General features: G+C 65.1%; 28 protein-coding genes. 13 read left to right on the top strand and 15 right to left on the bottom strand.

Features of this window, described 5'->3' with window-relative positions; all coding sequences use genetic code 11:
- Positions 1-23 precede the first annotated feature (23 nt).
- Together ACCQ08_RS05605 and ACCQ08_RS05600 are read left to right on the top strand one after the other, a co-directional pair.
- A complete protein-coding gene (locus tag ACCQ08_RS05605; RefSeq protein WP_239809865.1) occupies positions 24-566 on the top strand; it encodes a ferritin-like domain-containing protein in 543 nt (180 codons plus the stop codon).
- A gap of 61 nt (positions 567-627) precedes the next feature.
- Positions 628-870 (top strand): hypothetical protein, encoded by a 243-nt coding sequence (locus ACCQ08_RS05600; RefSeq protein WP_312527879.1) that lies wholly within the window; start codon positions 628-630, stop codon positions 868-870.
- Positions 871-1,276: 406 nt separating this feature from the next.
- Here the strand turns inward: ACCQ08_RS05600 and ACCQ08_RS05595 are convergent, their stop codons facing one another.
- The 7 genes from ACCQ08_RS05595 to ACCQ08_RS05565 all read right to left on the bottom strand — a co-directional run bounded on the left by ACCQ08_RS05595 (position 1,277) and on the right by ACCQ08_RS05565 (position 7,915).
- On the bottom strand, positions 1,277-1,603 hold the full coding sequence (locus tag ACCQ08_RS05595; protein ID WP_373449155.1) for a DUF4148 domain-containing protein: 327 nt from the start codon (positions 1,601-1,603) through the stop codon (positions 1,277-1,279).
- A 144-nt stretch (positions 1,604-1,747) separates the two neighbouring features.
- Positions 1,748-2,065, bottom strand: coding sequence for a DUF4148 domain-containing protein (locus ACCQ08_RS05590; RefSeq protein ID WP_239809862.1), 318 nt, complete (start codon positions 2,063-2,065; stop codon positions 1,748-1,750).
- Between the two features lie 371 nt (positions 2,066-2,436).
- Positions 2,437-3,222 carry a tRNA-uridine aminocarboxypropyltransferase gene (locus ACCQ08_RS05585; protein ID WP_373449154.1) on the bottom strand — a complete coding sequence of 262 codons (786 nt, stop codon included), beginning with the start codon at positions 3,220-3,222 and terminating at the stop codon, positions 2,437-2,439.
- Positions 3,223-3,289: 67 nt separating this feature from the next.
- Complete coding sequence (locus tag ACCQ08_RS05580; protein WP_239809860.1) at positions 3,290-3,901, bottom strand: class I SAM-dependent methyltransferase; 612 nt, start codon at positions 3,899-3,901, stop codon at positions 3,290-3,292.
- A 104-nt stretch (positions 3,902-4,005) separates the two neighbouring features.
- Positions 4,006-4,350: a hypothetical protein gene (locus tag ACCQ08_RS05575; RefSeq protein WP_373449153.1), complete on the bottom strand. Its 345-nt coding sequence runs from the start codon at positions 4,348-4,350 to the stop codon at positions 4,006-4,008.
- 39 nt (positions 4,351-4,389) lie between these two features.
- Entirely contained in the window at positions 4,390-4,923 is a 534-nt protein-coding gene (locus ACCQ08_RS05570; RefSeq protein ID WP_312450961.1) for a hypothetical protein, read from the bottom strand.
- A 55-nt stretch (positions 4,924-4,978) separates the two neighbouring features.
- On the bottom strand, positions 4,979-7,915 hold the full coding sequence (locus tag ACCQ08_RS05565) for a DNA topoisomerase III (protein WP_373449152.1): 2,937 nt from the start codon (positions 7,913-7,915) through the stop codon (positions 4,979-4,981).
- A 162-nt stretch (positions 7,916-8,077) separates the two neighbouring features.
- Between ACCQ08_RS05565 and ACCQ08_RS05560 the strand changes: the two genes are divergently transcribed.
- From ACCQ08_RS05560 to ACCQ08_RS05550, 3 genes are read left to right on the top strand one after another with little or no spacing between them, the layout of a single operon-like run.
- Positions 8,078-8,788, top strand: coding sequence for an SET domain-containing protein (locus ACCQ08_RS05560; protein WP_373449151.1), 711 nt, complete (start codon positions 8,078-8,080; stop codon positions 8,786-8,788).
- Complete coding sequence (locus ACCQ08_RS05555; RefSeq protein WP_239809855.1) at positions 8,785-9,636, top strand: biotin--[acetyl-CoA-carboxylase] ligase; 852 nt, start codon at positions 8,785-8,787, stop codon at positions 9,634-9,636. Before ACCQ08_RS05560 ends, ACCQ08_RS05555 begins: the two co-directional genes overlap by 4 nt.
- A 40-nt stretch (positions 9,637-9,676) precedes the next feature.
- Positions 9,677-10,522: an SPOR domain-containing protein gene (locus ACCQ08_RS05550; RefSeq protein WP_373449150.1), complete on the top strand. Its 846-nt coding sequence runs from the start codon at positions 9,677-9,679 to the stop codon at positions 10,520-10,522.
- Here ACCQ08_RS05550 and ACCQ08_RS05545 read toward each other — a convergent pair.
- Together ACCQ08_RS05545 and ACCQ08_RS05540 are read right to left on the bottom strand one after the other, a co-directional pair.
- Positions 10,519-11,973, bottom strand: coding sequence for a sensor histidine kinase (locus ACCQ08_RS05545; protein ID WP_239809853.1), 1,455 nt, complete (start codon positions 11,971-11,973; stop codon positions 10,519-10,521). The genes ACCQ08_RS05550 and ACCQ08_RS05545 overlap by 4 nt on opposite strands.
- Positions 11,974-12,037: 64 nt before the next feature.
- Positions 12,038-12,724 (bottom strand): response regulator transcription factor, encoded by a 687-nt coding sequence (locus ACCQ08_RS05540; RefSeq protein WP_239809852.1) that lies wholly within the window; start codon positions 12,722-12,724, stop codon positions 12,038-12,040.
- Positions 12,725-13,020: 296 nt separating this feature from the next.
- On the opposite strand from ACCQ08_RS05540, the gene ACCQ08_RS05535 reads away from it, so the two are divergent.
- Positions 13,021-13,944 carry an SdiA-regulated domain-containing protein gene (locus ACCQ08_RS05535; protein ID WP_313329672.1) on the top strand — a complete coding sequence of 308 codons (924 nt, stop codon included), beginning with the start codon at positions 13,021-13,023 and terminating at the stop codon, positions 13,942-13,944.
- 19 nt (positions 13,945-13,963) lie between these two features.
- Here ACCQ08_RS05535 and ACCQ08_RS05530 read toward each other — a convergent pair whose 3' ends face one another.
- Positions 13,964-14,452 carry a MarR family winged helix-turn-helix transcriptional regulator gene (locus ACCQ08_RS05530; protein ID WP_239809850.1) on the bottom strand — a complete coding sequence of 163 codons (489 nt, stop codon included), beginning with the start codon at positions 14,450-14,452 and terminating at the stop codon, positions 13,964-13,966.
- A gap of 186 nt (positions 14,453-14,638) precedes the next feature.
- Here ACCQ08_RS05530 and recA point away from each other — a divergent pair, with 186 nt between their 5' ends.
- From recA to ACCQ08_RS05505, 5 genes are all read left to right on the top strand, one after another.
- Positions 14,639-15,715 carry a recombinase RecA gene (gene recA / locus ACCQ08_RS05525; protein WP_239809849.1) on the top strand — a complete coding sequence of 359 codons (1,077 nt, stop codon included), beginning with the start codon at positions 14,639-14,641 and terminating at the stop codon, positions 15,713-15,715.
- A gap of 87 nt (positions 15,716-15,802) precedes the next feature.
- Positions 15,803-16,252: a recombination regulator RecX gene (recX, locus tag ACCQ08_RS05520; RefSeq protein ID WP_373449149.1), complete on the top strand. Its 450-nt coding sequence runs from the start codon at positions 15,803-15,805 to the stop codon at positions 16,250-16,252.
- Between the two features lie 97 nt (positions 16,253-16,349).
- The gene (locus tag ACCQ08_RS05515) at positions 16,350-17,327 is read left to right on the top strand and encodes a tripartite tricarboxylate transporter substrate-binding protein (protein ID WP_373449148.1); all 978 of its coding nucleotides are present in this window, start codon (positions 16,350-16,352) and stop codon (positions 17,325-17,327) included.
- A 73-nt stretch (positions 17,328-17,400) separates the two neighbouring features.
- On the top strand, positions 17,401-17,652 hold the full coding sequence (locus ACCQ08_RS05510) for a VF530 family protein (RefSeq protein WP_312450940.1): 252 nt from the start codon (positions 17,401-17,403) through the stop codon (positions 17,650-17,652).
- A gap of 106 nt (positions 17,653-17,758) precedes the next feature.
- Positions 17,759-18,238, top strand: coding sequence for a VOC family protein (locus tag ACCQ08_RS05505; RefSeq protein ID WP_312527909.1), 480 nt, complete (start codon positions 17,759-17,761; stop codon positions 18,236-18,238).
- A gap of 20 nt (positions 18,239-18,258) precedes the next feature.
- On the opposite strand, the gene yddG (ACCQ08_RS05500) is transcribed toward ACCQ08_RS05505, so the two are convergent.
- The 5 genes from yddG (ACCQ08_RS05500) to ACCQ08_RS05480 all read right to left on the bottom strand — a co-directional run bounded on the left by yddG (ACCQ08_RS05500) (position 18,259) and on the right by ACCQ08_RS05480 (position 22,574).
- A complete protein-coding gene (gene yddG, locus ACCQ08_RS05500) occupies positions 18,259-19,179 on the bottom strand; it encodes an aromatic amino acid DMT transporter YddG (RefSeq protein ID WP_312411993.1) in 921 nt (306 codons plus the stop codon).
- Positions 19,180-19,309: 130 nt separating this feature from the next.
- A complete protein-coding gene (locus ACCQ08_RS05495) occupies positions 19,310-19,459 on the bottom strand; it encodes a hypothetical protein (protein WP_239809843.1) in 150 nt (49 codons plus the stop codon).
- A gap of 156 nt (positions 19,460-19,615) precedes the next feature.
- Entirely contained in the window at positions 19,616-20,554 is a 939-nt protein-coding gene (yddG, locus tag ACCQ08_RS05490) for an aromatic amino acid DMT transporter YddG (RefSeq protein WP_239809842.1), read from the bottom strand.
- A gap of 167 nt (positions 20,555-20,721) precedes the next feature.
- Positions 20,722-21,678: a 2-hydroxyacid dehydrogenase gene (locus ACCQ08_RS05485; protein ID WP_373449147.1), complete on the bottom strand. Its 957-nt coding sequence runs from the start codon at positions 21,676-21,678 to the stop codon at positions 20,722-20,724.
- 50 nt (positions 21,679-21,728) lie between these two features.
- Positions 21,729-22,574, bottom strand: a complete 846-nt coding sequence (locus ACCQ08_RS05480) for an IclR family transcriptional regulator (protein WP_239809840.1) — start codon at positions 22,572-22,574, stop codon at positions 21,729-21,731.
- Positions 22,575-22,774: 200 nt separating this feature from the next.
- Between ACCQ08_RS05480 and ACCQ08_RS05475 the strand changes: the two genes are divergently transcribed.
- Positions 22,775-23,848 carry an ABC transporter ATP-binding protein gene (locus ACCQ08_RS05475; protein ID WP_373449146.1) on the top strand — a complete coding sequence of 358 codons (1,074 nt, stop codon included), beginning with the start codon at positions 22,775-22,777 and terminating at the stop codon, positions 23,846-23,848.
- Positions 23,845-24,702: an ABC transporter permease gene (locus tag ACCQ08_RS05470; protein WP_133856288.1), complete on the top strand. Its 858-nt coding sequence runs from the start codon at positions 23,845-23,847 to the stop codon at positions 24,700-24,702. The genes ACCQ08_RS05475 and ACCQ08_RS05470 overlap by 4 nt, the downstream gene beginning before the upstream one ends.
- Positions 24,703-24,710: the final 8 nt, after the last annotated feature.

Raw genomic sequence — 24,710 nt, 5'->3', positions numbered from 1 at the left:
AGCCACCCCCAAAGGAAGCCGCGATGCTAGACAAAACCCGCACCCCGCTGGCGCTTGATACCAAGCGTCTCGACGCCGCCAAGAACAGCCTGGAAGAAGGCGCCGTGCTGCCGGATGACACGCCTTTCCGCGAGGACATCATTCGCCTGCTCAACGATTCGCTCGCCACCGAGCTGGTCTGCGTGCTGCGCTACAAGCGCCACCACTTCACCGCCACCGGTCTGGAATCGCCTGCGATTGCAGAGGAGTTTCTGGTGCATGCGCAAGAAGAGCAGGCCCATGCCGACCGCATTGCCACGCGCATCGTGCAACTGGGCGGCGAGCCGGACTTCAATCCTGACAGTCTGAGCGGCCGCAGCCATGCCGACTACAACGACGACATGGACCTGCATTCGATGATCCGCTCCAACCTGGTGGCCGAGCGTGTCGCCATCGAGGCCTACACCCAGATGGTCGATCTGATCGGCGACAAGGACCACACCACGCGCCGCCTGATCGAGCAGATCCTGGAGCAGGAACAGGAACATGCCGATGAGCTGTCCGACTGGATGAAAAAGGCCCAATAAGGACCACCACCCGAGCCGCAACCGAGTTGCGGTTTTTTTATGCCGATGGAGAACGACAGGGATGACCGATACCGAAGCAACACGCAAGAATGCCAAGCACCTGCTCTACCTGATGGTCAATGAGGAACTGCTGCGCGCAGGCGATGGTCTGGACGCGGAGTCATTGGGCAACGTGCTGGAACGCCATGGCGTCGGCGCCGCCGAGCAGCAACCTGCACTGGACTATGCCTGTGAGCAAGGCTGGTTGCAGAAAGGCGAGAACGGCCAGCTGCAGATCACCGAAACCGGTTTTGCATTGGATTGAAAGCCGTGAGCGCAGCCCAGCAAACCGCCGGTTTGCGGTTGAAGCTGGGCGTCCCCAATGAGGCGCCCCTACTAGGCGTCCCCTACTAAGCGTCCCCGACCAGGCACCGAGCCGCAGACCGTACGGGCGTACGACAAGGTGAGGTGCGGCCGGCCAGGCAACCATGTGTCGAGGCTGGTGGTCGCGGCGGGAGACGTAAAAAGACCACTGCCGGCGAACCGGCAGTGGCTACCAAGAGCACGGCCCAGACACAATGGGACAAGGTCTGGCCGGGCTACGCACTAAATGCGTTTCTGTTGTGTGGCGGGCGATGCCCGCTCTCATGCTTCTCCAGGCCTCAGCTTCTACAGAGAGCCTGGAATCTGACCGCTCTGCCAGCATCTGCCTGGCAGAGCGATTCTTTCACTTATTCGCCGAAGGACTCGCCTTCAGGCAAGGTGCCAGCAACCAGGGCGTCATGGGCTTGCTGTTGCACCTGGGCGCGGCTCAGGGTGGAGGGGGCGCTTTCCGCACGGAAGGTGTTCATGCGATCACCGATCACGGCCATCGAGCCATTGCGCTGGGCTTCGGTTACCTTGGCCTGCACTTCGGCGCGGGTCAAGGTGCTGTGGGCGGCAGGGTAGGCGGGGTAGTCCGAGCCATTGCCCACAGGGGCAGTCGTGGCGGCGCTGGCAGCACCGGCAAACACCAGGCCAGCGGCCATCATCAAAGCGGACATATTGCGTGCAAACATGGTTTCTCTCCACGGACCCGCGCTGCTGGCAAATCGCTGATTTGCGCTATGGTAGCGGCGGCGTCCAAAAAATAGGTTGTTGATTCGGAATTCGGGGGGATGCGAGAGCGGCCTGCGGCCCACTCTCAGCGCGGTTGCCTGGGCTTATTCGCCGAAGCTTTCGCCTTCAGGCAAGGTGCCGGCAACGCGGGCGTCGTGGGCGGCTTTCACCACTTCGGCGCGGGACAGGTTGCTGCTGCCCTTTTCAAAGGCATTGGCCTGCAGCTGGTCACCCTTGAACAGCAAGGTGCCGTTCTTTTGGGCTTCGACGAACTGTGCTTGCACATCGGCGCGGCTCACGGCGCTGGTGGCAGCCACGGGGGGCGCAATCGAGCGGTCGCCTTCAAAGGGGTTGGCCTGGGCAACACCGGCACCCAACATCAGAGCAGCTACACCGGCGATCGAGAAAATACGTGCGTTCATTTTTAACTCCTGGAGAACTCCAGCGACTCACCATGAGGGGCTGGTTCGCTCAACGGGTGGTGCGGTGCACCTTGTGTGGTTCTCGTTGATCGATGTAGTCAGTGTATGCAGTGCGCCGCCGCCGATAAATAGCCTAAATCGGAATAGATTGTTCTGAAATACGATCTAATTTTTTTGGCACTGTGTAATCGCCCCTAGCGGCTGGAGTGTGCCGTCTCCATGCCGGAGAGGCGCTCGCGTAGGAGGATTCCGGCAGATATGGGATTTTGCGGGGCGGGAGAACCCAGCGGCAAACCCTGTCAGGGTTGACCCGAGATGCTGGCTGCCATAGCAACCAGATTAGCTTGTTTTATACGACAGTGACAGCGCTGTCACAGCCCGATTTGCAGGCGCTGGAGCTGTTGGTGGGCCGCGCTGTGCCAGTCGGGCGGCAGCTGGTGCTTGGCCTGCAGGTAGTGATGGGTGTAGATGTCCAGGTAGGTTTCCAGGGTCTGCGCTGCCCGCTGGTCGCCGGCGAGATCCAGGCACAGAGCAGCGACCTCGGCGGTGCAGAAATGGTCGTCCCGGCGCGAGCGCCGCAGCTGGTAGCGCGAGATCTGCTCGGGGTGCAGGCTGAGCACCGGAAGGCGGTCCAGGTAGGGGCTCTTGCGGAACATCTTGCGTGCCTCGGGCCAGGTGGCGTCCAGCAGGATGAACAGCGGCCTGCGATCCGTGCCCTGCTGCGCGGAGGGTGCCAGTTGCTGCACGGCGCGGCCGGGCTCATGCACAAACTCCTGCGGAAAGACGACATAGGGCTGCCATTGCGGATCGGCCAGCACGGCCTCCAGCCCGGCATCCATCTCCGTGCGCGACCAGCCAAAGGCCCAGGTCTGCGCCACCACGTCGGCGATCAGCCAGCCGGTGTTGCTGGGCTTGAGCGGCTCGGCATCGTGCATCAGCAGGCACATGCCTGCCGTTGTGGCCTGCGTGGGCCGCAGCGCGCAGAGGCAGTGGCTCGGGCGCAGGCGGCAGCCCTCGCAGCGCTCACCCTTGGGGCCGCCCCGCGCCAGAAAAGGGCGGGTGCTGCGCTGCAGCCGTTCGGCGCGCAGGCGTGAGACGGCATGGGGGACAACGGCGCCAGCGGTGCTGGCAGCGGCAGAAGATGGGGATGAAGACACGGGCGCTATTGTCGTCGCCCTGCCCAACCCAGCAGCGCAGCGGGTTTAGCGCTGCCCTTGGTGCGGCTCAGTGCTGCAGCGCTTCGAGCGCGAACAGCGGCACATCGGCGCGTTGGCTCAGCCAGACGCCGCCGCCCAGCTCGGTAAAGCCCTGGGCCAGGCCGCGGCGGTAGAGCTCGGCGCGGTGGCGGTACAGGCGCGGGTCGGTCAGCTCGTCGTCGATGATGTCGCGCTCATAGTCTTCGCGGGCAACGGCTTCCACATAGAGCGCGCCCCGGCTCAGCCGCGCCAGATTCGCCAGCGCCAGCTTCAGGTCGGCGGGGCTCAGATACGGCAGCACGCCTTGGCAGATCACCAGGTCAAAGGGCTGGCCATCGGCCGGCGCATAGTCCACGACCGAGCCCCGCTCCCAGCCGTAGCGCTGGCACAGGTAGTCGCTGTACTCCACGCCGTGGTAGCTGGCCTGCGGAAAATGCTGCGCAATCGCATCGCGCCACAGGCCAATGCCGCAGCCGACATCCAGCACACGCTGCACGGGCACGCGCACATACTGCAGATAGCTGCAGACAAAGGCGCCCAGGCGCGCGGCATGGGCAGGGTCGACCACGCTGGTTTTCTTGTCGAAATAAAAGCGCTGGTAGTACGCCTCGTCAAACCATTGCCTGTCCGCTGATTGCACGCATGTCCTTTATCGATGCCATGCAGCACCACGCTGCATAGCGCAGGCAGTATCGCGCAGATGCTGCGCACCGGTGGGGCGCTGCGGTATTGCGGCGGGCCGGTTCAGCGCGGGATGACGGACAGGTTCTCCGGCACGATCTGGCCCTGGCTGCCTGCCGGGCAGGGGCCGTCGGTGTAGATGGTCTGGCCGTTCAACTGGCATTTGCGCGGCACGGCAGCGGGGCGTGTGTGGCCGGTGCCGCCCTCGGGCGCCGCGCGCCGTGCCTGGCCGCGTTGCAGCGCTTCGTCGCTGGGGGGTGGAGGGGCCGAGGCCTTGCGCCACAAGGCGCTGGCGGCCTGCTCGGCGTCGCCAATGATCGCCGGGCCACGCCAAGCGTATAGCGCAGCAGCGCAGGCAGCCACCAGGGCCAGCCAGATCAGCCGGCGGTAGGCAGGGCGGAGGTACATGGCAGTGGCAAAGGGCGTTGGGGTATGACAGGCACTGTATCAGCCTCCTTGGTAGAAGCGCACATCCAGGTACAGCAGCAGGAAAGCCAGCAGGCTGATGCCCCTGTTCAGGCGCCGGGCCAGCGGCAGGTAGGCCGCGCTGAAATACCACTGCCGGTGCGCGGGCAGGTGGCGCAGGATGTAGAGCAGCTCCATCTCCTGCATATTGCTGAAATGCGGATGGCTGTCCTTCTTGAGCTTCTGGATGATGGAGGCATCGCAGAGCATCACCACCGACAGCACGGTGGCAATGAGGACCGCGCCGAGCAACCACTGCTGCCAGGGCTGCGCATGCGGGCCATTCAAGCCGAGGCTGAACCAGTGGCTCAGCATCAGCACCGCAAGCACTGCAAACAAGCGGTAGAAGATGGCGCGCCAATGCGCAGGGCTGGGCTCGGCCGGCTGGCCTTGGCGGCGCGCCTCCCGGTCAATGATGCGGGCGAGCAGCCAGGCCATGCCATGAAAGCTGGCCTCCAGCAGCAGGTAGATGCCCAAGGCCAGCGCGAGCAACTGCAGCGGCTCGCCCTTGGCCATGCTCAGCACGTCTGGCAGGCCCGGCGGGCGGTGCGGTGGTGCTGCATCCCGGCGCTCAGCTCACATGCTTGCCAACAATGCCGGCGATCTCGAACATGCTGATCTGGTCCTTGCCAAACAGCGGCTGCAGCTTGGCGTCGGCGTTGATCGCGCGCTTGTCCTTGGCATCCTGCAGACCGTGGGCCTTGATGTAGTCCCACAGCTTTTTGATGACCTCGGGGCGCGAGGTGGCCTCGCTGCCGATCACCGCTGCCAGTGCGGGGCTGGGGGTCAGCGTCGCGGCGACCTTGCGGGGCGTTTTGGCGGCGGCCTTGGTGGCCGACTTGGTAGCGGTTTTGGCCGCCGTCTTCGTGGCCTTGGCAGCGGTCTTGCTTGCGGTCTTTGTGGAAGTCTTGGCCGCCGTCTTGGCGGCCGCGCCCTTGCGCGGCGGGAACTTGCTGTCGCGCGGCTCGAACTCGAAGTTCACCTTGCCGGCCTCCTTGTCCCAGGCCAGGAAGGCCTTGAAGCTGCGGCGCGTGCGGTTGGAGACGAACTTGTCGAGCAGGTCGGTCTTGCCGGTCGCCAGCAGCTTGGCCATCTGGTCGCGCTCGATGGGCTGCTGCAGGATGATCTGGCCGCTCTTGAAGTCGCAACTGGGCGTGGGCTGCTGGGCCGTGGGCACGGCCTTGCTGCAGACATAGTTGGCGCCGTGCTCGAACACTGGCGCGCCACACTTGGGGCAGGCGCCCAGAGTATTCTGGCTTCCAAAGTCCACCAGCTCGCCCGATTCCTCATCGGACTTGTTGTCTTCGAACAGGAACTCGAACTTGAAGTTGTTGTTGTCCTCGTCGCGCACGATGGCCACCTCGGCAGCAAACGGCCAGCCGGCCTTGGAGCGGAAGCCGTCGAGCGGGCCCAGCTTGCGGTCGCGCAGCAGCTGGTCGGCCTCGGCGGTCTCGAAGGTGCGGCCCGCAGGCGATTTGGTGAACGAGAAGCCGCAGCCCTCGCCATTGCCGCCCACGCCGGTGCAGGCATAGCGGCGGTAGTTTTCCTTGACGACGCCGCCGCAGTTCGGGCAGGGCGCGGACAAGGTGGCGTAGTCGCCCGGGATGGTGTCGCGGTCGTATTCCTTGGCCTTCTTCACCAGGCGCTCGGTCATCGACTGGATCTCGGCCATGAAGGCTTCGCGCGAGAGCTGGCCCTTTTCCATCTGTGCGAGCTTGTACTCCCACTCGCCGGTCAGGTCGGCGCGCGAGAGCTCTTCCACCTGCAGACCGCGCAGCAAGGTCATCAGCTGGAAGGCCTTGGCCGTGGGGATCAGCTCGCGGCCTTCGCGCAGCATGTATTTCTCGGTCAGCAGGCCTTCAATGATGGCTGCGCGCGTCGCAGGCGTGCCCAGGCCTTTTTCCTGCATGGCTTCGCGCAGTTCGTCGTCGTCGATCTGCTTGCCGGCGCTCTCCATCGCCCCCAGCAGGGTCGCTTCCGAGTAGCGGGCGGGCGGCTTGGTCTTGAGTCCCTTGGGGTCGACCGGGTCGGCCACCGGCTTCTCGCCAGGCTGCACCGGCACCAGGTTCTGGCCCTTGTCGCCTTCCTTGGCGTCTTCCACTTCGTGGGCCGCTTCCTTGCCGTAGATGGCCAGCCAGCCGGGCTTGACCAGCACCTTGCCTTCGGTCTTGAAGTGGTGCTCATCGACTTGACTAATACGGGTGGTGACCTGGTACTCGGCGCTGGGGAAGAACACCGCCATGAAGCGGCGCACCACCAAGGTGTAGAGCTTGTGCTCGGCCTCGCTCAGCGCGCCGGGCGCCTGCGTGGTCGGAATGATGGCAAAGTGGTCCGACACCTTGCTGTTGTCGAAGATGCGCTTGTTCGCGCGGATGTAGTTGGCGCCAATGGCCTGCTGCGCAAACGGCGCGAGCTGCTGCATGCTGCTGTGGGCCAGCATCTCGAAGGTCTGGCGGGCGACCGGCAGGTAGTCTTCGGGCAGCGCGCGCGAATCGGTACGCGGGTAGGTCAGCGCCTTGTGGCGTTCGTACAGCGCCTGGGCCAGTGCCAACGTGGTCTTGGCCGAGAAGCCGAACTTGCTGTTGGCCTCGCGCTGCAGGCTGGTCAGGTCAAACAGCAGCGGCGATGCCTGGGTGGTGGGCTTGGACTCTTCGGTCACCGTGGCGGGCTTGCGGCGCACGGCATCGGCAATGGCTTGGGCTTCCTGCTGGGTCCAGACGCGGTCGGCCTTGGCCTCTGCGTCGTCGCTCTTCTTCCAGCCTGGGTTGAACCACTTGGCCGGGTAGGCGCCCGCCTGGGCGTTGAACTCGGCGTGGATTTCCCAGTAGTTGCGGCTGACGAACTTGCGGATCTTTTCTTCGCGCTCGACCACCAGCGACAGGGTGGGCGTCTGCACGCGGCCCACGGTGGTCAGGAAGAAGCCGCCATCGCGCGAGTTGAACGCGGTCATCGCCCGCGTGCCGTTGATGCCGACGAGCCAGTCGGCTTCGGAGCGGCTGCGGGCGGCATCGGCCAGGCCCAGCATCTGGTTGTCCGAGCGCAGCTTGTTGAAGCCGTCGCGGATGGCTTGCGGCGTCATCGACTGCAGCCACAGGCGCTGGATCGGCTTGCCCAGGCCACCCTTGGCACCGCCGGCATATTGCTCGATCAGGCGGAAGATCAGTTCACCTTCGCGGCCCGCGTCACAGGCGTTGATCAGCGCAGTGACATCCTTGCGCTTGGCCAGCTTGACGACGGCATTCAGGCGCGTCTTGGTCTTGTCGACCGGCTTGAGTTCAAAGTAGGGCGGGATGACCGGCAGATGGGCAAAGCTCCATTTGCCGCGTTTGACATCGAATTCTTCGGGGGCCTGGATCTCCACAAGGTGACCCACCGCGCTCGTCACGATGAAGTTCTCGGCTTCAAAGTAGTCGTCGTGTTTGGCAAATTGGCCTGCCACCGGCGTCAGTGCACGGACGATGTCCTGTGCAACGGACGGCTTTTCTGCAATGACCAGGGTCTTGGACATGGGTTCACTCTCATCAAACTGGGGTCTGCCAGCACTGTGGGTTGCTGGCTCTCTGAGCACGCTCTTACAATGCACGCTTTACGCGCATGTGCGCGGGCGCCTGCATGTGTACGTGTGCGCACATGCGCATGTGCTTATTTTTAAAGTAGCAGAAAAAATCCCATGCCGAACCATGTTCCCCATTTTTCAACAGGTCGTCGTATCCAGGTACGGCGTTCGGGCGTGCACGGCAGGGGCGTTTTTGCGTTGCAGGATATCGCAGAAGGCGAAGTCATTGTCGAATATGCGGGCAAGGTCATCAGCTACGAAGAAAGCCAGCGCCGCCACCCGCACGACCCGGACCACCCCAACCACACCTTCTTTTTCCAGATCGATGGCGACCGCGTCATCGACGGCGGTGATGGCGGCAACTCGGCCCGCTGGATCAACCACAGCTGCGACCCCAACTGCTTTGCCGAAGAAGTGGATGACCGTATCTTCATCAGCGCGCTGCGCAATATCAACGCCGGCGAGGAACTGGGTTATGACTATGGCCTGATCATCGAAGAGCGCTACACCGCCCAGCTCAAGGCCGACTACGCCTGCCACTGCGGCGCGGCCGAATGCCGGGGCACGATGCTGGCGCCCAAGCGCGGCTGGAAGCCCAAGGTGCCAGCATCGGATTTGCCCGAGCCGGTGCTGCCCAAAAAGCGCAAGGCCAAGGCGGCCGCTGCCGATAGCGCAAAGCCCGCCAAGCCTGCCAAAGCGGAAAAGCCCAAGGCCAAGGCAGCAGACAAGGCACTGAGCAAAGCCAAGGACAAGAAAAAGAGCGGCCAGAAAGCCAAGACCGGCAACAAGACCAAGGGCCAGAAGACGGCCAAGGCGGGCGCATGAGCGACACACCGAACATGCCCATCCGCTGGCCGGCCGAAGCCATCTGGGAAGCGGTGGAGCCGCAGTTGCCGGGCTTCACGATCGAGGTGCTGCCCAGCATCGACTCGACCAACACCGAGCTGATGCGCCGCGCCCGTGCGGGCCGCCAGGAGCCCATCTTGCTGGTGGCCGAGCAGCAGACCGCAGGCCGTGGCCGCATGGGCAAGCCCTGGCGCAGCGAGGCCGGTGATTCGCTGCTGATGTCGCTGGGCCTGCCGCTGGCGCCGGCCGACTGGTCGGGCCTGTCGCTGGCTGTTGGCGTGTCGGTGGCGCAAAGCCTGCAGCCTCAGCTGCCCGAGCCCGGCTCCAGCACGCCTACCATCGGCCTCAAGTGGCCCAACGACCTGTGGCTGACCGGCGACCACAAGCTGGCCGGCATCCTGGTCGAGACCGCGAGCTTTGTTTCGGCCCGCACGCATGCGGGCGATGGCCAGCAGCAGGCCGAGCGCTATGTGGTGATTGGCATCGGCATCAATGTGCGGGCGCCGCAGGCCGAAGGCCTGTCGACCATCCCGGGCAGCCTGCAGATGCTCGACAGCCGCTGGGACGCGCCGCAGGCGCTGCAGGCGGTGGTGCCGCCGCTGGTCGCTGCGATCCTGGCTTTTGCGCAGCAGGGCTTTGCGCCGCTGCAGGCGGCCTATGCGGAGCGTGATGCGCTGGCTTGCCGCGAGGTCGGCCTGAGTGACGGTACGGCCGGCCTGGCCATGGGTGTAGGCGCCGATGGCGCCTTGCGCGTGCAGACCGCTGCGGGTGTGGTGGATGTGACCAGCTCGGAAGTCAGCGTGCGGCCCAAGGCGGGCGCGGCTTGAGCGCGCTGCAGGACCAGAGAGTGAAGAGACAGGAGCGGAGATGATTCGTTTTGCCATCGTGCTGCTGCTGCTGGCCAATGCCGGCTACTACGCGTTCTCGCAAGGCATGCTGCGCAGCCTGGGTTGGGGCCCGGAGGACCCGTCCGAGCCCGAGCGGGTGCAGCAGCAGGTCAAGCCCGATGCGCTGCGCATTCTGACCCCGCAAGAGGCCCAGCAGGCCCAGCAGCAGCCGGCGCGTACCGTGCCTGCCGAGCCCGCCCCGGCACCGGTGGCGGAGCCGGCTGCCCCGGCCGCTGCCGAGCCGCCCGCAGACCCTACTGACAAAACCTCCGCCGATGCGGACAAGCTGGCTGCCAAACCAGCGGACAAGCCCCAGGACAAACCAGCCGAAAAGCCGACTGAAAAGCCGGAAAAACTGGAGAAGGCGGAAAAACCGGAGAAAAAGGAATGCCTGGTCGCCGGCAGCTTTGATGCCAAGCAGGTCGAGGCGCTGCGCCTGCAGCTGGCCAAGCTGCCCGAAGGCAGCTGGCGCCTGGACAGCAGCACCAGCGCGGGCCGCTGGATGGTCTATGTGGGCAAGTTCAGCAGCCAGGAGGCGCTGGATACGCGGCGCGACGAGCTGCGTGCGCTCGATATCAGCACGGACCGCGCCCGCATTGCCAGCCTGGAGCCAGGCATCTCGCTGGGGCGCTTTTCCAGCGAGGAGGCGGCCGAGCGCCATTTGGCCACTATCGGCAAAAAAGGCGTGAGCGGCGCCAAGGTGGTGGTCGAGCGCCCAGAGACCGTCAGCTACACCGTGCGCCTGCCCAAGCTCGATGCGGCGACCAAGAAGCGTGTGCAGAGCTGGCATGTGATGGACGGCAAGGACCTGCGCAGCTGCTCCTAGACCTGGGGCTGCGGGGCCCGTGTGGTCGGAAAGCAGACGCTGAACACCACGCCGCGCTGGGCCTGGCGCGGGTGGGCATCTTCCAGGCCCACGGTGGCGCCATGCTGGCGCGCAATTTCCTGCACGATGGGCAGGCCCAGCCCCGAGCCATCGACCTCGCTGCCCAGCACGCGGTAGAAGGGCTGAAAAATACGTTCGCGCTCTTCTTCGGGAATGCCGGGGCCGGAGTTTTCCACCTGCAGCACGATCACGTGGCCAAAGGGGTCGGCCATCAGCCGCACATTGATGATGCCCGGCGCGCCGGCGCTGGAGGGCGTGTAGTTGATGGCATTGTCCAGCAGGTTGCGCACCAGCTCGCCCAGCAAGGTGGCATTGCCGTTGACCCATACCTCGCGGTCATCCACCTGCATGCCGTCGTAGCCCATGTCGATGTGCTTGGCCAGCGCCCGGTCGATGCCGTCATGCATGGCATCGAGCACAATCTCGGCCAGGTTGCAGGGCGTGCGCTGCAGCAGCGCGCTGGGGCCTTCGGCGCGGGCCAGTGACAGCAGCTGGTTGACGGTGTGGGTGGCGCGCATGCTCGAACGCCCGATCTGCTGCAAAGACAGCTTGAGGTCGTCCTCCTTGGCATCGGCGCGCTGGGCCATCTCGGCCTGCATGCGCAGGCCGGCCAGCGGTGTCTTGAGCTGGTGTGCAGCATCGGCGAGAAAGCGCTTTTGCGTCGCCAGCGAGTGGTTGAGGCGCTCCAGCAGGCCATTGACCGAGTCGACCAGCGGCACCACTTCCAGTGGCACATCCTTGTGGTGGATGGGCGAGAGGTCTTCGGACTTGCGCGCGCGGATGCGCTCTTCCAACAGGTGCAGCGGCTTGATGCCTCGCGCCAGCGCCAGCCATACGAGCAGCACCGCCAGCGGCAGGATGACGAACTGCGGCAGCATCACGCCCTTGATGATTTCGGTGGCCAGCACGCTGCGTTTCTCGCGCGTCTCTGCGACCTGGATCAGTGCCAGATTCGGCTCGGGCAGCGACAGCTGCACCCAGATCCAGGCGATGCGCACATCCATGCCGCGCAACTCGCCATCGCGCAACTGCACGACGCCGATGCTGCGCTCGAGGTCCTTGGCAGGCATCGGCAGCGCCGATTCACCGGCGAGAAACATGCCCGCCGGCGTCGTGACCTGGTAGTAGACCGTGTCGGCATCGTCGGCCCGCAGGATCTCGCTGGCTGGCTGGGGCAGGTTGAAATAGGTCTTGCCGCCCTGCACGCCGACGAGCTGCGCCAGTGCATGGGCGTTGTACTCCAGCGCGCGGTCGAAAGGCTTGTTGGCCAGGTCCTGGGCCACCAGCCAGGTCAATGCCAGCGATACCGGCCACAAAAGCAGCAGCGGCGTGAGCATCCAGTCAAGGATCTCACCGAACAAAGATCGCTGCTCGCTGCGAAACAGGGCCAAGGCTGTCCTTGCGTGATGGGGGCCGGGGGCGGCCATCGCCCCGCAGTCGCCCGGTGGTGGATGCTCAGTGTGCTGCGGGCGGGTGGATTTTTTCCAGGCAGTAACCCAGGCCGCGCACCGTGGCTATGCGGATGGGGCCCTTCTCTATCTTCTTGCGCAGGCGGTGGATATAGACCTCGATCGCATTGGTGCTGACCTCTTCGCCCCATTCGCAGAGGCGCTCGACCAGCTGGTCCTTGCTGACCAGGCGGCCCGAGCGCTGCAGCAGCACTTCCAGCAGGCCCAGCTCGCGCGCCGACAACTCCAGCATGCGGCCGTCGAAGGTGGCCACCCGCCCGGCCTGGTCATAGGCCAGCGGGCCGTGCTGGATCAGGCTGGTGCTCATGCCCACGCCCCGGCGCGTGAGGGCACGCACCCGCGCTTCCAGCTCTGACAGCGCAAAAGGCTTGGCCATGTAGTCGTCGGCGCCCAGATCCAGGCCCTGGACCCGGTCATCCACGCTCTCGGCGGCGGTGAGGATCAGCACGGGAATGGCCGAGCCCCGGGCGCGCAGCTTTTTCAGCACCTCCAGACCATGCATGCGGGGCAGGCCCAGGTCGAGGATCAGCAGGTCAAACGCATTGTTGGCCATCAGCGCCGCATCGGCTTCGGTGCCGCTGGCGACATGGTCGACCACGGCGCCGGAGTTGCGGAGACTGCGCAGCAGGCCATCGGCCAGCACCTGGTCGTCTTCGGCAATCAGTATTCGCATGCGGTCTCCTATCGCTGTTGTAGTGGTGATACGTGCTGTGCCAATGATTCTAGGACAGGCCATGACCCTGATGGCGGCACTGGGATAGATCACCGCCAGAAGGCGCCAGCGCGGGGGGCATGCCGCTGGTGAGCGCCGTCATTTTTGTTGCAGAGACGTAAAACACCCGCAGACGTCACCAAAGCGCCGCATCGCTCACGTAGGATAACGCCTCGTCTTGACGGCGTCGCAAGGGCAGCAGGCCCGTGGCTGGGGGCGGCGTTTGGCAACCCATCGTGATGAAAGCAGGTTCAACAGTGCGCAAAGGATCGCAGTCTTCGGTACGGCAACGCCGCTGGGTGGTGGTGGCGGCCCTGGTCGTGCTGACGGCGCTGTACCTGCAATGGCACCACATCGTCGCGATGCCCGGCCATGCCCATGCCTGGCAATCGCCACCCCCGTCGGCGCCGGCGGCCCACTTGCCGCACTACCTGGCCAGCATCGATGCCAAGGCGGTCAGCGGCATTGCCGACAACCTCTCGGGCCTGACCTACAACCCGGAAACCAAGACCTTGTTTGCGGTGACCAACCGGCCGCCCCAGATTGCCGAGCTGACGACCGATGGCGCGCTGCTGCGCCTGGCCCCGCTGCACGGCGCCAGGGATACCGAAGGCATCGCCCATATCCAGGGAGACTGGTTCGCGATTGCCGATGAGCGCAACAACCGCATCCACTGGGTGCAGTTTGGCAAGGGCGTGACGGAAGTATCGCTGGACAACAGCCCCTATGTGCAACTGGGCGATATCGCCATCAAGAATTTTGCACTGGAGGGCCTGGGCTGGGATGCCAAGCGCCAGCAACTGGTGGCGGTGACCGAGAAATGGCCGATGCAGGTGCTGATGATGGAGGCGCCGCTGTCCAGGCTCAAGCCGGGCCCGGTCGATCTGAAGGTCAGCGTCTGGGACGTGCCGGCCGTGGAGGACATGCCCAGCACCGACCTGGCTGCCGTCGAGGTCGACCCGCGCAGCGGCAACCTGTTGCTGCTCGGGGAGGAGTCTTCGGTGCTCTACGAATACAGCCGTGCCGGAGACCTGCTCAGCGTGATGCCGCTGTGGGCCGATATGGCCGGGCTGGCCAACCGCATCCCGCAGCCCGAGGGGCTGGCCATGGACAATGGCGGCAATATCTACATCGTCTCCGAACCCAACCTGTTCTACAAGTTCGAGCGCAAGCGCGGCTGAATGCAGCACATGCAGCCGCTCAGCTGTCGGCCCCATACACTTCCAGCCCGAGTTTGACCACGGTAGCGACCTGTTCGCCCACTTCAGCGCGGAACTCCGCCTCGGCCTGGGTGACCGCCCGCTCGAATGCCTGCAGCCACAGCAGGCCCGTCTCGGTAAAGCGGACGATGCGGGCGCGTGCATCGCGGGGGTCGCGCTCACGGGTCACCAGGTTCCAGGCTTCGCACTGGTCCACCAGCTGGGCCATCGCCTGCTTGCTCATGCCTGCACGCTCGGCCAGGTCCACCAGACGGTCGCCTGCCAAGGACAGGTGCCGGGTGATATGGATATGGGCGGCGCTGACCTGGTCGCGCTCGGCCAGATGCGACAGCGCCAGCGGCACGGCGTCATCCCGCACCATCAAGTGCAGCACGCGGGCGTCGAAGCGGCGCATTGCATGGCCCAGCAGCCGGCCCATGTGGGTCAGGCGCCAGCTGTCATCAGGCAAATGGGGCAGAAGTGTCGGCATGATGGGCGCTCCCGAGGGTGTTGTGCGGCTTTTTCAGTATGCTGCATTTAGTCAAGCAAACTGACTAAAAAAATGCTTTTATAAAATATACCCATCCCCTAAACTACTGTTCAAGCATCCAGGCTGTATATGCAAACAGCAGGATCCCAGACCTAAGACATGACTATCAAACGCAAGGAGAAATCCATGAACGCCACCGCAACCAAGCCCGAAGCCAACAGCGAAAAAGCCAAGGCGCTGGCCGCCGCACTGGCCCAGATCGAAAAGCAGTTCGGCAAGGGCACCATCATGAAACTCGGCGAAGGCGAGGCCGTCTCGGACATCCAGGTGGTGTCCACCGGCTCGCTCGGCCTGGACATTGCGCTGGGCGTGGGCGGCCTGCCGCGCGGCCGCGTCATCGAGATCTACGGCCCTGAATCCTCGGGCAAGACCACCTTGACCCTGCAGGTGATTGCCGAGATGCAGAAACTGGGCGGCACCTGCGCCTTCATCGATGCAGAACACGCACTCGATACCGGCTATGCCCAAAAGCTGGGCGTGAACCTGGGCGATATCCTGATCAGCCAGCCCGACACCGGTGAGCAGGCGCTCGAGATCGTTGACAGCCTGGTGCGCTCCGGCGCGGTGGACCTGATTGTTGTCGACTCGGTGGCGGCCCTGACCCCGAAGGCCGAAATCGAAGGCGAAATGGGCGACCAGCTGCCCGGCTTGCAGGCCCGCCTGATGAGCCAGGCGCTGCGCAAGCTCACCGCCACGATCAAGAAGACCAACTGCATGGTCATCTTCATCAACCAGATCCGCATGAAGATCGGCGTGATGTTCGGCAGCCCAGAAACCACCACCGGCGGTAACGCGCTGAAGTTCTACGCCTCGGTGCGCCTCGATATCCGCCGTACCGGCACCATCAAGCGCGGCGACGAAGCCATCGGCAACGAAACCAAGGTCAAGGTGGTCAAGAACAAGGTATCGCCTCCGTTCAAGACGGCCGAGTTCGACATTCTGTTTGGCGAAGGCATCTCGCGCGAAGGCGAAATCCTGGACATGGGCGTCAATGCCCGCATCATCGAGAAAAGCGGTGCCTGGTATGCCTACAACGGCGAGAAGATCGGCCAGGGCCGTGACAACTCGCGCGAGTTCCTGCGTGAAAACGCCGACCTGGCGATCGAGATCGAGAACAAGGTGCGCGAGAGCCTGAACATCAGCCTGCGCCCCGCTGAAGACGGCGTGGTCGATGGCCCTGCGGCCAACGGCACCGAGGGCTGACCGCTTCTGAAGCGAGAACGCTGAGATAGCTGCTTGTGCACAGATGCTGTGCGCAAGCAGCTATTTGTTTTATAGCAATGAGGATGAATGTCTTTTAGCAAACTCTCCCTCAAAGGCCGTGCGCTGCGCTATCTGGCGCAGCGCGAGCATTCGCGCGCTGAACTGCAGGGCAAGCTTGCCTCCCATGTGGAAGAGGGCGAGGACCTGGCGGCCATCCTCGACGAGCTCGAAGCCAAGGGTTTCATCAGCGCCGAGCGTTTCGTCGACAGCGTGATCCACACCAAGGCCGCCCGCTATGGCGCCAGCCGGGTGTTGCAGGAGCTGCGCCACAAGGGCGTGGATGCCGAGCTGATAGCAGATGCCCGGGAGCGCTTGCGCAGCACCGAGCTGCAGCGGGCCCGCGAGGTCTGGCAACGCCGTTTTGGCACACCGCCCGACAGCCCGCAGGAGCGCGCCCGGCAGATGCGCTTTCTGGCGAGCCGGGGCTTTGGCGGCGATGTGGTGCGTAAGGTGCTGCGCGGCGGAGACGGGGACTAGCCCGGCGCTATGCCGGTTTGTAATAGCTGTTAGTGGCGTGTGGCACTGCCTCACAGCGCGGCGTTGGCCCATAGTCGGTCTCCTCAGGAGACCCATGATGCAAAGACGACAGTGCAGCGCCGCGCTGCTGGCGCTGGGCGCGCTACCGTATACAAGCGCGGCGCAGCCGCGGCTGCCTTCACGTCCGATCCGGCTGGTGGTGCCGTTTGGCCCCGGCGGTGTTGCCGATCTGATGGTGCGTATCGTGTCGCGGACCCTGAGCGAGATGCTCGGCGGCCCGCCCATCGTGGTGGACAACCGGCCTGGTGCCGGTGGGGTGCTGGCGGCCGAGCAGGTGGCCCGCGCCGCGCCGGATGGCCAGGTGCTGCTGCTGATGTCCAACGCCAATGCGGTGGCCGAGTCCTTGTTCACATCGCTGACCTACAGCACCGTCCGCGATTTTGCGCCGATCTCGCTGCTGGGGCGCTTTGACCTGGCCATGGTGGTCGCACACACGAGCCCGCTGCTATCGTTCCAGGGGCTGCTGGCACAGGCCCGGGCCCGGCCAGGGCAGCTCAACATCGGTACGTTGTACAGCGGCAGCACACCCCATCTGGCGGCAGAACTGCTCAAGAGCACGCTGGGTCTGGATGTGCAACTGGTGCCTTACAACAGCTCTGCCGCGCTGTTCCATGCGCTGCGGGGCCAGCAGGTGGATGCCGCGGTGGACATGCTCGCGCCGGTGCTGGCGCATGTCGAAGGCCGGCTGCTCCGGGCGCTGGTGGTCATGGGCGGCAGGCGTGCAGCGGCCTTGCCTGGCGTTCCGACGGTGAGCGAAAGCGACGCAGCGGCCAGCGGCTTTGATGTGACCTCGTGGAATGGACTGGCGGCACCCGCGAACACCGCCCCTGCGACCATTGCCAGGCTCAGCGCGGCTGCCAATGCAGCGCTGGCCTCGGCCGATGTCGCTCAGCGGCTGCAGCGTCTGGGCGTGGTGCCGGAAGGCAGCACCCCGGCGGAGCTGGCAACGCTGCTGCAGCGCGACATACAGCGCTGGGCGGGCGTGATCGCGCGTGCCGGTATTGCCCGGCCCTGAGAGCGCAGAACGGCCCTGCCGGGATCGCCGCAAAAGGCCCGCCAGGCCTGCTGCCGGTGCCTGCTCGGCGACAATGGCGGCCATGAGCAATGCCGAACAGCCCAACAATCCTCTCCATGGCCTGACGTTGGAGAACCTCCTGAACGAGCTGGTCGCGTACTTTGGCTGGGAAGAGCTGGGCGAGCGCATACCGATCCGTTGCTTTTGCCTGGACCCGAGCATCAGCTCCAGCCTGCGGTTTTTGCGCAAAACGCCCTGGGCTCGTGAGAAGGTCGAGGGCCTGTATCTGTTCATGCTGCGCGAGAAAAGGCGCAGCGGCGGCTAAGGCCTGACCGCCGGCAGCGGGCTGCCCGTCGCCGTGCAGCGCTGTCCTACTTGCGGGCGGGCCGTGAGCCGCTAGGCTGGTCGTCTGTGCAAACAGGAGACCGACGATGACCGCGAAAAATACCGTATGCCTCTGGTACCGGGGTGATGCGCTGGATGCTGCGCAGTTCTACGCCCAGACTTTTCCCGACAGCTCGGTAGGCGCCGTGCACCGCGCGCCGGGCGATTACCCCGATGGCAAGCAGGGCGATGTGCTGGTCGTGGCGTTCCATGTGGCCGGTGTGCCGTGCATAGGGCTCAACGGCGGCCCGCATTTTCAGCACAACGAGTCCTTTTCCTTCCAGATCGCGACCGACGACCAGGCCGAAACCGACCGCCTGTGGAACGCCATCGTCGGCCATGGCGGGCAGGAAAGCGCCTGCGGCTGGTGCAAGGACCGCTGGGGCATCTCCTGGCAAATCACCCCGCGCATGCTGACCGCTGCACTGTCCGACCCCGACCGCGCAGCCGCCAAGCGCGTCTTTGAGGCGATGATGGGCATGACCAAGATCGATATCGCCGCGCTGGAGGCGGCGCGCAAGGGCTGAGCAATCAGCCCTGTTTCGTTCTACTTGCTGCGGGTACACCACCAGCAGATCAGCGAGCCGGCCGTTACCAGCACCACCCCTTGCCAAAAGCTCCAGGAGGGTTGCACCTGCAGCCAGACGGTGCCGACCAGCGCCGAAAGCACAGGGGTGAAGTAGGAACCCACGGCCATCACCGTGAGGTTGCCGGCGCGCAGGCCGTGGTCCCAGCAGCTGTAGCCCAGGGCGGTGAGGCCGCTGAGCATGCACAGCTGAGCGGCGGCGGGCAGCGAGAACTGCAGCGCCGGCTCTGCGCTGAGTGCGTACTTGACCCACAGTACCGCCCCGACGGCCCAGAGAAATGCAGGCAGCGCATTGGCGCCATGGGCATAGCGCTTGGCCATGACCGAGTAGCAGGGCCAGAGCCAGGCGGCCGAAAACGCCAGGCCATAGGCGAGCGGGTTGCTTTGCACATTGGCCCACAGGCTGGCGATGGACAGCGCGCTGTCCCCCTTGAGCACCAGCACAATGCCGGCCATGGCCAGCAACACCCCCGGCACCAGGCCGGCGCGAAAGCGCTGCAGCCCAAAGGCGGTCGCCAGCACGATCGTCAGGCTCGGCCAGAGGTAGTTGATCATCCCCAGCTCCAGGGTCTGGCTGCGGTTGCTGGCAAAGCCCAGCGACAGCGACAGTGCAATCTCATAGAGCACAAACAGCAGGCCACAGCCCCAGAGATAGGCCGGGTGCATGGCGCGCAGCTGGGCCAGGCGCGGCATGCCAAAGCGCAACGTCACCAGCAAGGCTCCCAACGTAAACACCGCCGCGGCCCCGCCAATGGGGCCCAGGTGCTCGGCCACGCTGCGGAACAGGCCCACCGAGGTGGACCAGCACAGCACGGCCGACAGGCCAATCAGGGTGGCGCGCTGCGAAGGGGCCTGGGGAGCGGGAATCGGAGAGGAAGACATGGACGCGGGCAGATGCAGAGGGAGCGGAAGGCGCCCTGCATCCTAGCCGGAAAAGCGCAGTGCTGCAGCCATGCTACCGCACGGCGGTGCCAGGCGGGCGGGCGCAGTGGGGCGTTGGGCAGCGGTGTCTTTAAACGATGTGGCTGCCAAAGACCAGGGCGGCGGCGATGGTGGCCACGACGGTCAGCGCCGCAAATGCGATCAGGCCGCGCAGTTCCAGGCGCTTTTCGGCCTCTTGCTCGGCGGTGGTGGGGATATGGTTGGGGCGGGTGTAGTCCATGGGCAGTTCGGAAAAAACGCGGGCAACCCGCCCACTATAGTGCGGTGCCCGCCGTTGGCGATGGGGCGCCACCTAGGTGTTTGCATGTGTATACAAGGGCTGGCGATGCTGCCCGGCCCGGGTGATGAGCGCGCAGTGCTGGACGGCGTGCGGCCCTCAGCCCGCCAGCTTTTTGATGTCGGCCGGCGCCGGGCTGCGGGTGGTCCACCAGCAGACCAGCGAGCCCAGTGTGACCAGCAGCACCCCTTGCCAAAAGCTCCACGATGGCTGCACCTGCAGCCAGAGGGTTCCCACCAACGCAGACAGCACCGGCGTGAAGTAGGAGCCCACGGCCATCACCGTGAGGTTGCCGGCACGCAGGCCATGGTCCCAGCAGCTGTAGCCCAGGGCTGTCAGGCCGCTGAGCAAGCCCAGCTGCAGCAGTGCCGGCAGCGTAAAGCGCAGCGGTGGTTCAGGGCTGAGCGCGTATTTGATCCAGAGCACGGCGGCCACGGCCCAGAGGAAGGCCGGCAGCGCATTGGCGCCCTGGGTGTAGCGCTTGGACACCACCGAATAGCAGGGCCAGAGGCAGGCTGCACACAAGGCCAGCGCATAGGCCAGCGGGTTGCTTTGCACATTGGCCCAGAGGCTGGCCAGCGACAGCGCATTGTCGCCCTTGACCACCAGCACAATGCCCGCCATCGACAGCAGCACCCCCGGCACCAGGCCGGCGCGAAAACGCTGCAGGCCCATCACCGTGGCCATCACCAGGGTCAGGCTGGGCCAGAGGTAGTTGATCATGCCCAGCTCCAGGGTCTGGCCCCGGTGGCTCGCCCAGCCCAGCGACAGCGAAAAAGCGATTTCGTTGAGCACAAACAGCAGGCCGCAGCCCAGCAGGTAGGCCGGGTGCATGGCCTTGAGCTGCGCGGCGCGCGGCAGGCCAAAGCGCCAGGTGACGAGAAAGGCGCTGAGCGAGAACACGCAGGCGGCCCCGCCTATCGCCCCCAGGTGCTCCGCAACACTGCGGAACAGGCTCACCAGTGCAGACCAGCAGAGCACGGCAGAAAGCCCAATCAGCGTCGCGCGCTGGCTGGGCACAAGAGGAGGGGTGGACATGGGAGGAGGGGGGATGCAGACGAGGGCGGCTCGCATCCTAGCGGCTATTGCGCAGCCCTGGTTTTACTGAGGGCTTGGCACTGCAAAACGCTCGGATATGCGGCCAGCGGCTGCGCTGCACCGGCCCGGCTAGAGGCGCCCTGGCCGGCTTCCTTTATCGGCCTGGATCAGTAACCGCGCGCCCGGTCAAAGCAGTTGTCCAGCGCCTGCCCGGCCTGCCACTGCGCCATCGACAGGGCCACCTGGCGTGCCTTGGCGCGGCGGCTGGCGCTGGCGGCGATGTGCGGCGTGAGGATGACGCGGGGATGCGTCCACAGCGGCGAGCCGGCTGGCAGCGGCTCCGGCTCGGTCACGTCCAGCAGTGCGCCGGCCAATTGGCCGCTGTCGAGCGCGGCCACCAGATCGGCACTGTTGAGCTGGGTGCCCCGGCCCGCATTGACCAGCTGGGCGCCGGCCGGCAGCTGGGCAAACAGCGCGGCATTGAGGATGCCCCGGGTCGAGGGCGTATCGGGCAGCAGGCAGATGAGCACCTGGCTGCTGCGCAGAAATTCTGGCAGTTCGTCCTGGCCGCAGTAGCTGGTCACGCCCTCGATCTGCTTGCGTGTTTGGGACCAGCCCTGCACCGGGTAGCCGACGGCGCGCAGCATCTGCGCGGCTGCAGCGCCCAGGGTGCCCAGGCCCAGAATGCCCACGCGCAGCTCGCTGGCCACATAGGGCGGGTTGAACTCGATCCACTGCTGCTGGCGGTGCTGGGCCAGTGCGCGGGGCATGTTCTTTTGCAGCATCAAGGTGGCCATCAGACAGAACTCGGCCATGCGCTGCTGTGATTCGCCCGTCACCATGCGCACGATGGGCAGGTGAGCCGGCAGGTCGCCGTCGGCCAGGATATGGTCCACGCCGGCCGCCGAGCTGAAGATGGCCTTGAGCTGCGGAAAGCTGGCCAGCACGCCGGTATCGGGCTCCCAGACCATCGCAAAATCCACCAGGCTGCGGTCGGCGGGGGGCGTGTTCCAGTCATGCACAACCACATGGGGCGCCAACTCGGCAAACAGCGCCGTCCATTCCGGAATGGCGGCGCTGCCGCCGCTTTTGATGATGAGGTGCAAGGGGGTGCTGGGGGGCATGGCGTGGGATGCGTTGAAGTGCAGAAAGACGGAAGGTGGCAGGGCCGGGCTCACATCGAGCGGGTGCGGTCCCCGGTGGAGATCGCATGCATTGGGTGGCGCAGGGTCGGGTCAAAGGGGTTGATCTGCGCGCTCAAGGTCTTGGCTTCGCGCAGCAGCATGTCGCGCACGATGGGCAGGCGCTCGTCACTCAGGCGCGCGGTGTGCGTGCCGATCGACAGCGCGGCCACCACCTGGCCATTGCGGTCAAACACCGGCACCGCCAGGCCGGCCATGCCTTCGAGCAGGCCGGAGTTCTTCGCGGTATAGCCCTGGCGGTGCGCCTTGTCGATCTCGGTGCGCATGTAGACCTCGTCATAGACGTTGTAGTGCTGCATGCGCGGCAGGTTGAAGCGCAGCACCTCCTCGCGCTCGGCCTCGGGCAGGTTGGCCAGGATGACCAGCGAGCCCTGGCCCACGCCCAGCGCCACACGGCCGCCGATATCGCCGGTAAAGGTGCGGATGGGGAACTGGCCTTCGATGCGGTCCAGGCAGACCGCGTCGAAGCCCGAGCGCACCATCAGGATCACCGTGTCATTGAGGCTGGCGCACAGGCGCAGCAGCACCGGGCGCGCCAGGCTGCGCAGGTCGCTCACCGCACCGGCCTGGGCGGCCAGCGAGAACAGATCCAGGCTCAGCCGGTAGAGCTTGTGCACCTGGTCCTGCTCGACCATGCCCTCCTGGATCAGGCCCTGCAGCAGCCGGTGGGTGGTGGCCTGGGTCAGGCCGATTTCCTTGGCCAGGTGGGTGACCCGCACACCTTCGTTCTGGTGCGCGGCCAGCGCGCGCATCACCAGGAAGCTGCGATGCAGGGTGCCGCGCTGGTGGCTGTTGTCCTCAGAGGTGTCTGTGCTCATGGTTTTCCGGAATAAAAATTCTGCGACACTCATTTTTATTCCATTTATCGGAATAAATCAAATTTATCTTCCATTATCAGTGTTTACACCGTGTATGGATTCAAACCACATTCCGAAAATAGATAAATAGTTGCAAATGTCGTTCATCCCAGCGACATGGCCGACGGGCCCTGCAACCCTGTGCCACCGAGGTGATTTCCATGAGTTTTCTGCGTCTCCACAACGTCTCCAAACAGTACGGCCCCAACCGGGTGGTCAGCCAGTTCAACCTGGATGTGCAAAAGGGCGAGTTCGTCTCCTTGCTCGGCCCCTCGGGCTGCGGCAAGACCACGAGCCTTCAGATGATTGCCGGCTTTGTGGATGTGACCGAAGGCCGCATCGAGCTGGACGGCAAGGACATCACCCGCGCCAAGGCCAATGAGCGCGGCCTGGGCATCGTGTTCCAGACCTATGCGCTGTTTCCGCACATGACCGTGCGCGAGAACGTCGAGTTCGGTCTGGAGATGCGCAAGGTGGCGCAGCCCGAGCGCAGCGAGCGCGCCACCGAGGCACTGGCCCTGGTGCACCTGGGCCCCTATGCCGACCGTTACCCGCGTGAACTGTCGGGTGGCCAGCGCCAGCGCGTGGCGCTGGCCCGGGCGTTGGTCATCAAGCCGCCGGTGCTGCTGCTCGACGAACCGCTGTCCAACCTGGATGCCAAGCTGCGCGAGGAGATGCAGTTCGAGCTGCGCGAGATCCAGCGCAAGGTGGGTACGACCACCATCATGGTGACCCATGACCAGAGCGAAGCCATGTCGATCAGCGACCGCGTGGTGGTGATGGAGGCTGGCCGCATCACCCAGGTGGATACGCCGCACACGGTGTACGAGCACCCGCACAACGCCTTTATCTCCACCTTTGTCGGCAAGGCCAACCTGCTGCAGGCCACCGTGCATGCCCAGGGCGGCCAGTGGCTGGCGCATGTGGGCGATGTGCAGATGGCGGTGCAGGATGTGCCGGCCGCCGCGGCCAGCCAGGGCACGCGTTTGCTGCTGGGCCTGCGCCCCGAGAAAATCCAGCTCTCGGCCACCTCGGCCGGCCGCACCCAGGGCACCGTGCGCGAGCGCTTCTTCCTGGGCAACCTCTGGCTCTACACGGTGGAATGCCCGCTGGGCAGCATCACCGTGACGGCAGCCAACGATGGCGAGGCGCCCCACCAGGTGGGCAGCCAGGTGGGCATCGACTGGTCCGACCGCAATGTGCGCCTGATCGCCGGTGACGGGGTGGCCGCATGAGCGAGCGCCGCACCTGGGCCCCCTGGGCCATGAGCGCGCCGGCGCTGCTGCTGTTTGCGGTGATGCTGGCGGTGCCGCTGCTGCTGACGACCATCCTGTCCTTCAATGCCTACAACGTGGACACCGGTCCGGTCGCGGGCAGCTTCACGATCGAGCACTATGTGCACATCGTCACCGACAGCTACTACTACGAGATCTTCTGGCGCACCCTGTGGATTTCGGGCCTGGTCACCCTGATCTGCATCGCCATCGGCGCGCCCGAGGCCTACATCCTGAGCAAGATGCGCGCGCCGTGGCGCTCCATCTTCTTGCTGATCATCCTGGCGCCGCTGCTGATCTCGGTGGTGGTGCGGGCCTTTGGCTGGAGCATGCTGCTCGGCCCCGAGGGGCTGATCAACGACATCTTCCGCCTCGTGGGCATTGGCCCGGTCAAGCTGCTCTACAACGAGACGGCCATCGTCATTGCACTGGTGCATGTGATGCTGCCCTTCATGGTGATCCCCGTCTGGACCTCGCTGCAAAAGCTCGATCCGTCGGTCGAGAGCGCCTCGCTGTCGCTGGGTGCCTCGCACTTCACCACCCTGCGCCGCGTGGTGTTTCCGCAGGTGCTGCCCGGCATTCTGTCGGGCAGCCTGATCGTGTTCGGCCTGGCTGCCAGCTCGTTTGCGATTCCCGGCCTGCTGGGCGGGCGCCGGGTCAAGATGGTTGCCACCCTGATCTATGACGAGTACCTGCACGAGCTGAACTGGCCGCTGGGCGCGGCCATCGCCTTTGTGCTGCTGGCCGCCAATCTGGTGATCATGCTGGGCTGGAACCGCATGGTTGAAGGCCGCTATAAGAAGACCCTGGGCTGAGAGGCGAG

The sequence above is a fragment of the Comamonas sp. SY3 genome (assembly GCF_041730275.1).
GTDB classification, from domain to species: Bacteria; Pseudomonadota; Gammaproteobacteria; order Burkholderiales; family Burkholderiaceae_C; genus Comamonas; species Comamonas sediminis.
The sequence above is the reverse complement of the archived record's forward strand: the minus strand, read 5'-3'. Positions and strand labels throughout refer to the sequence as shown.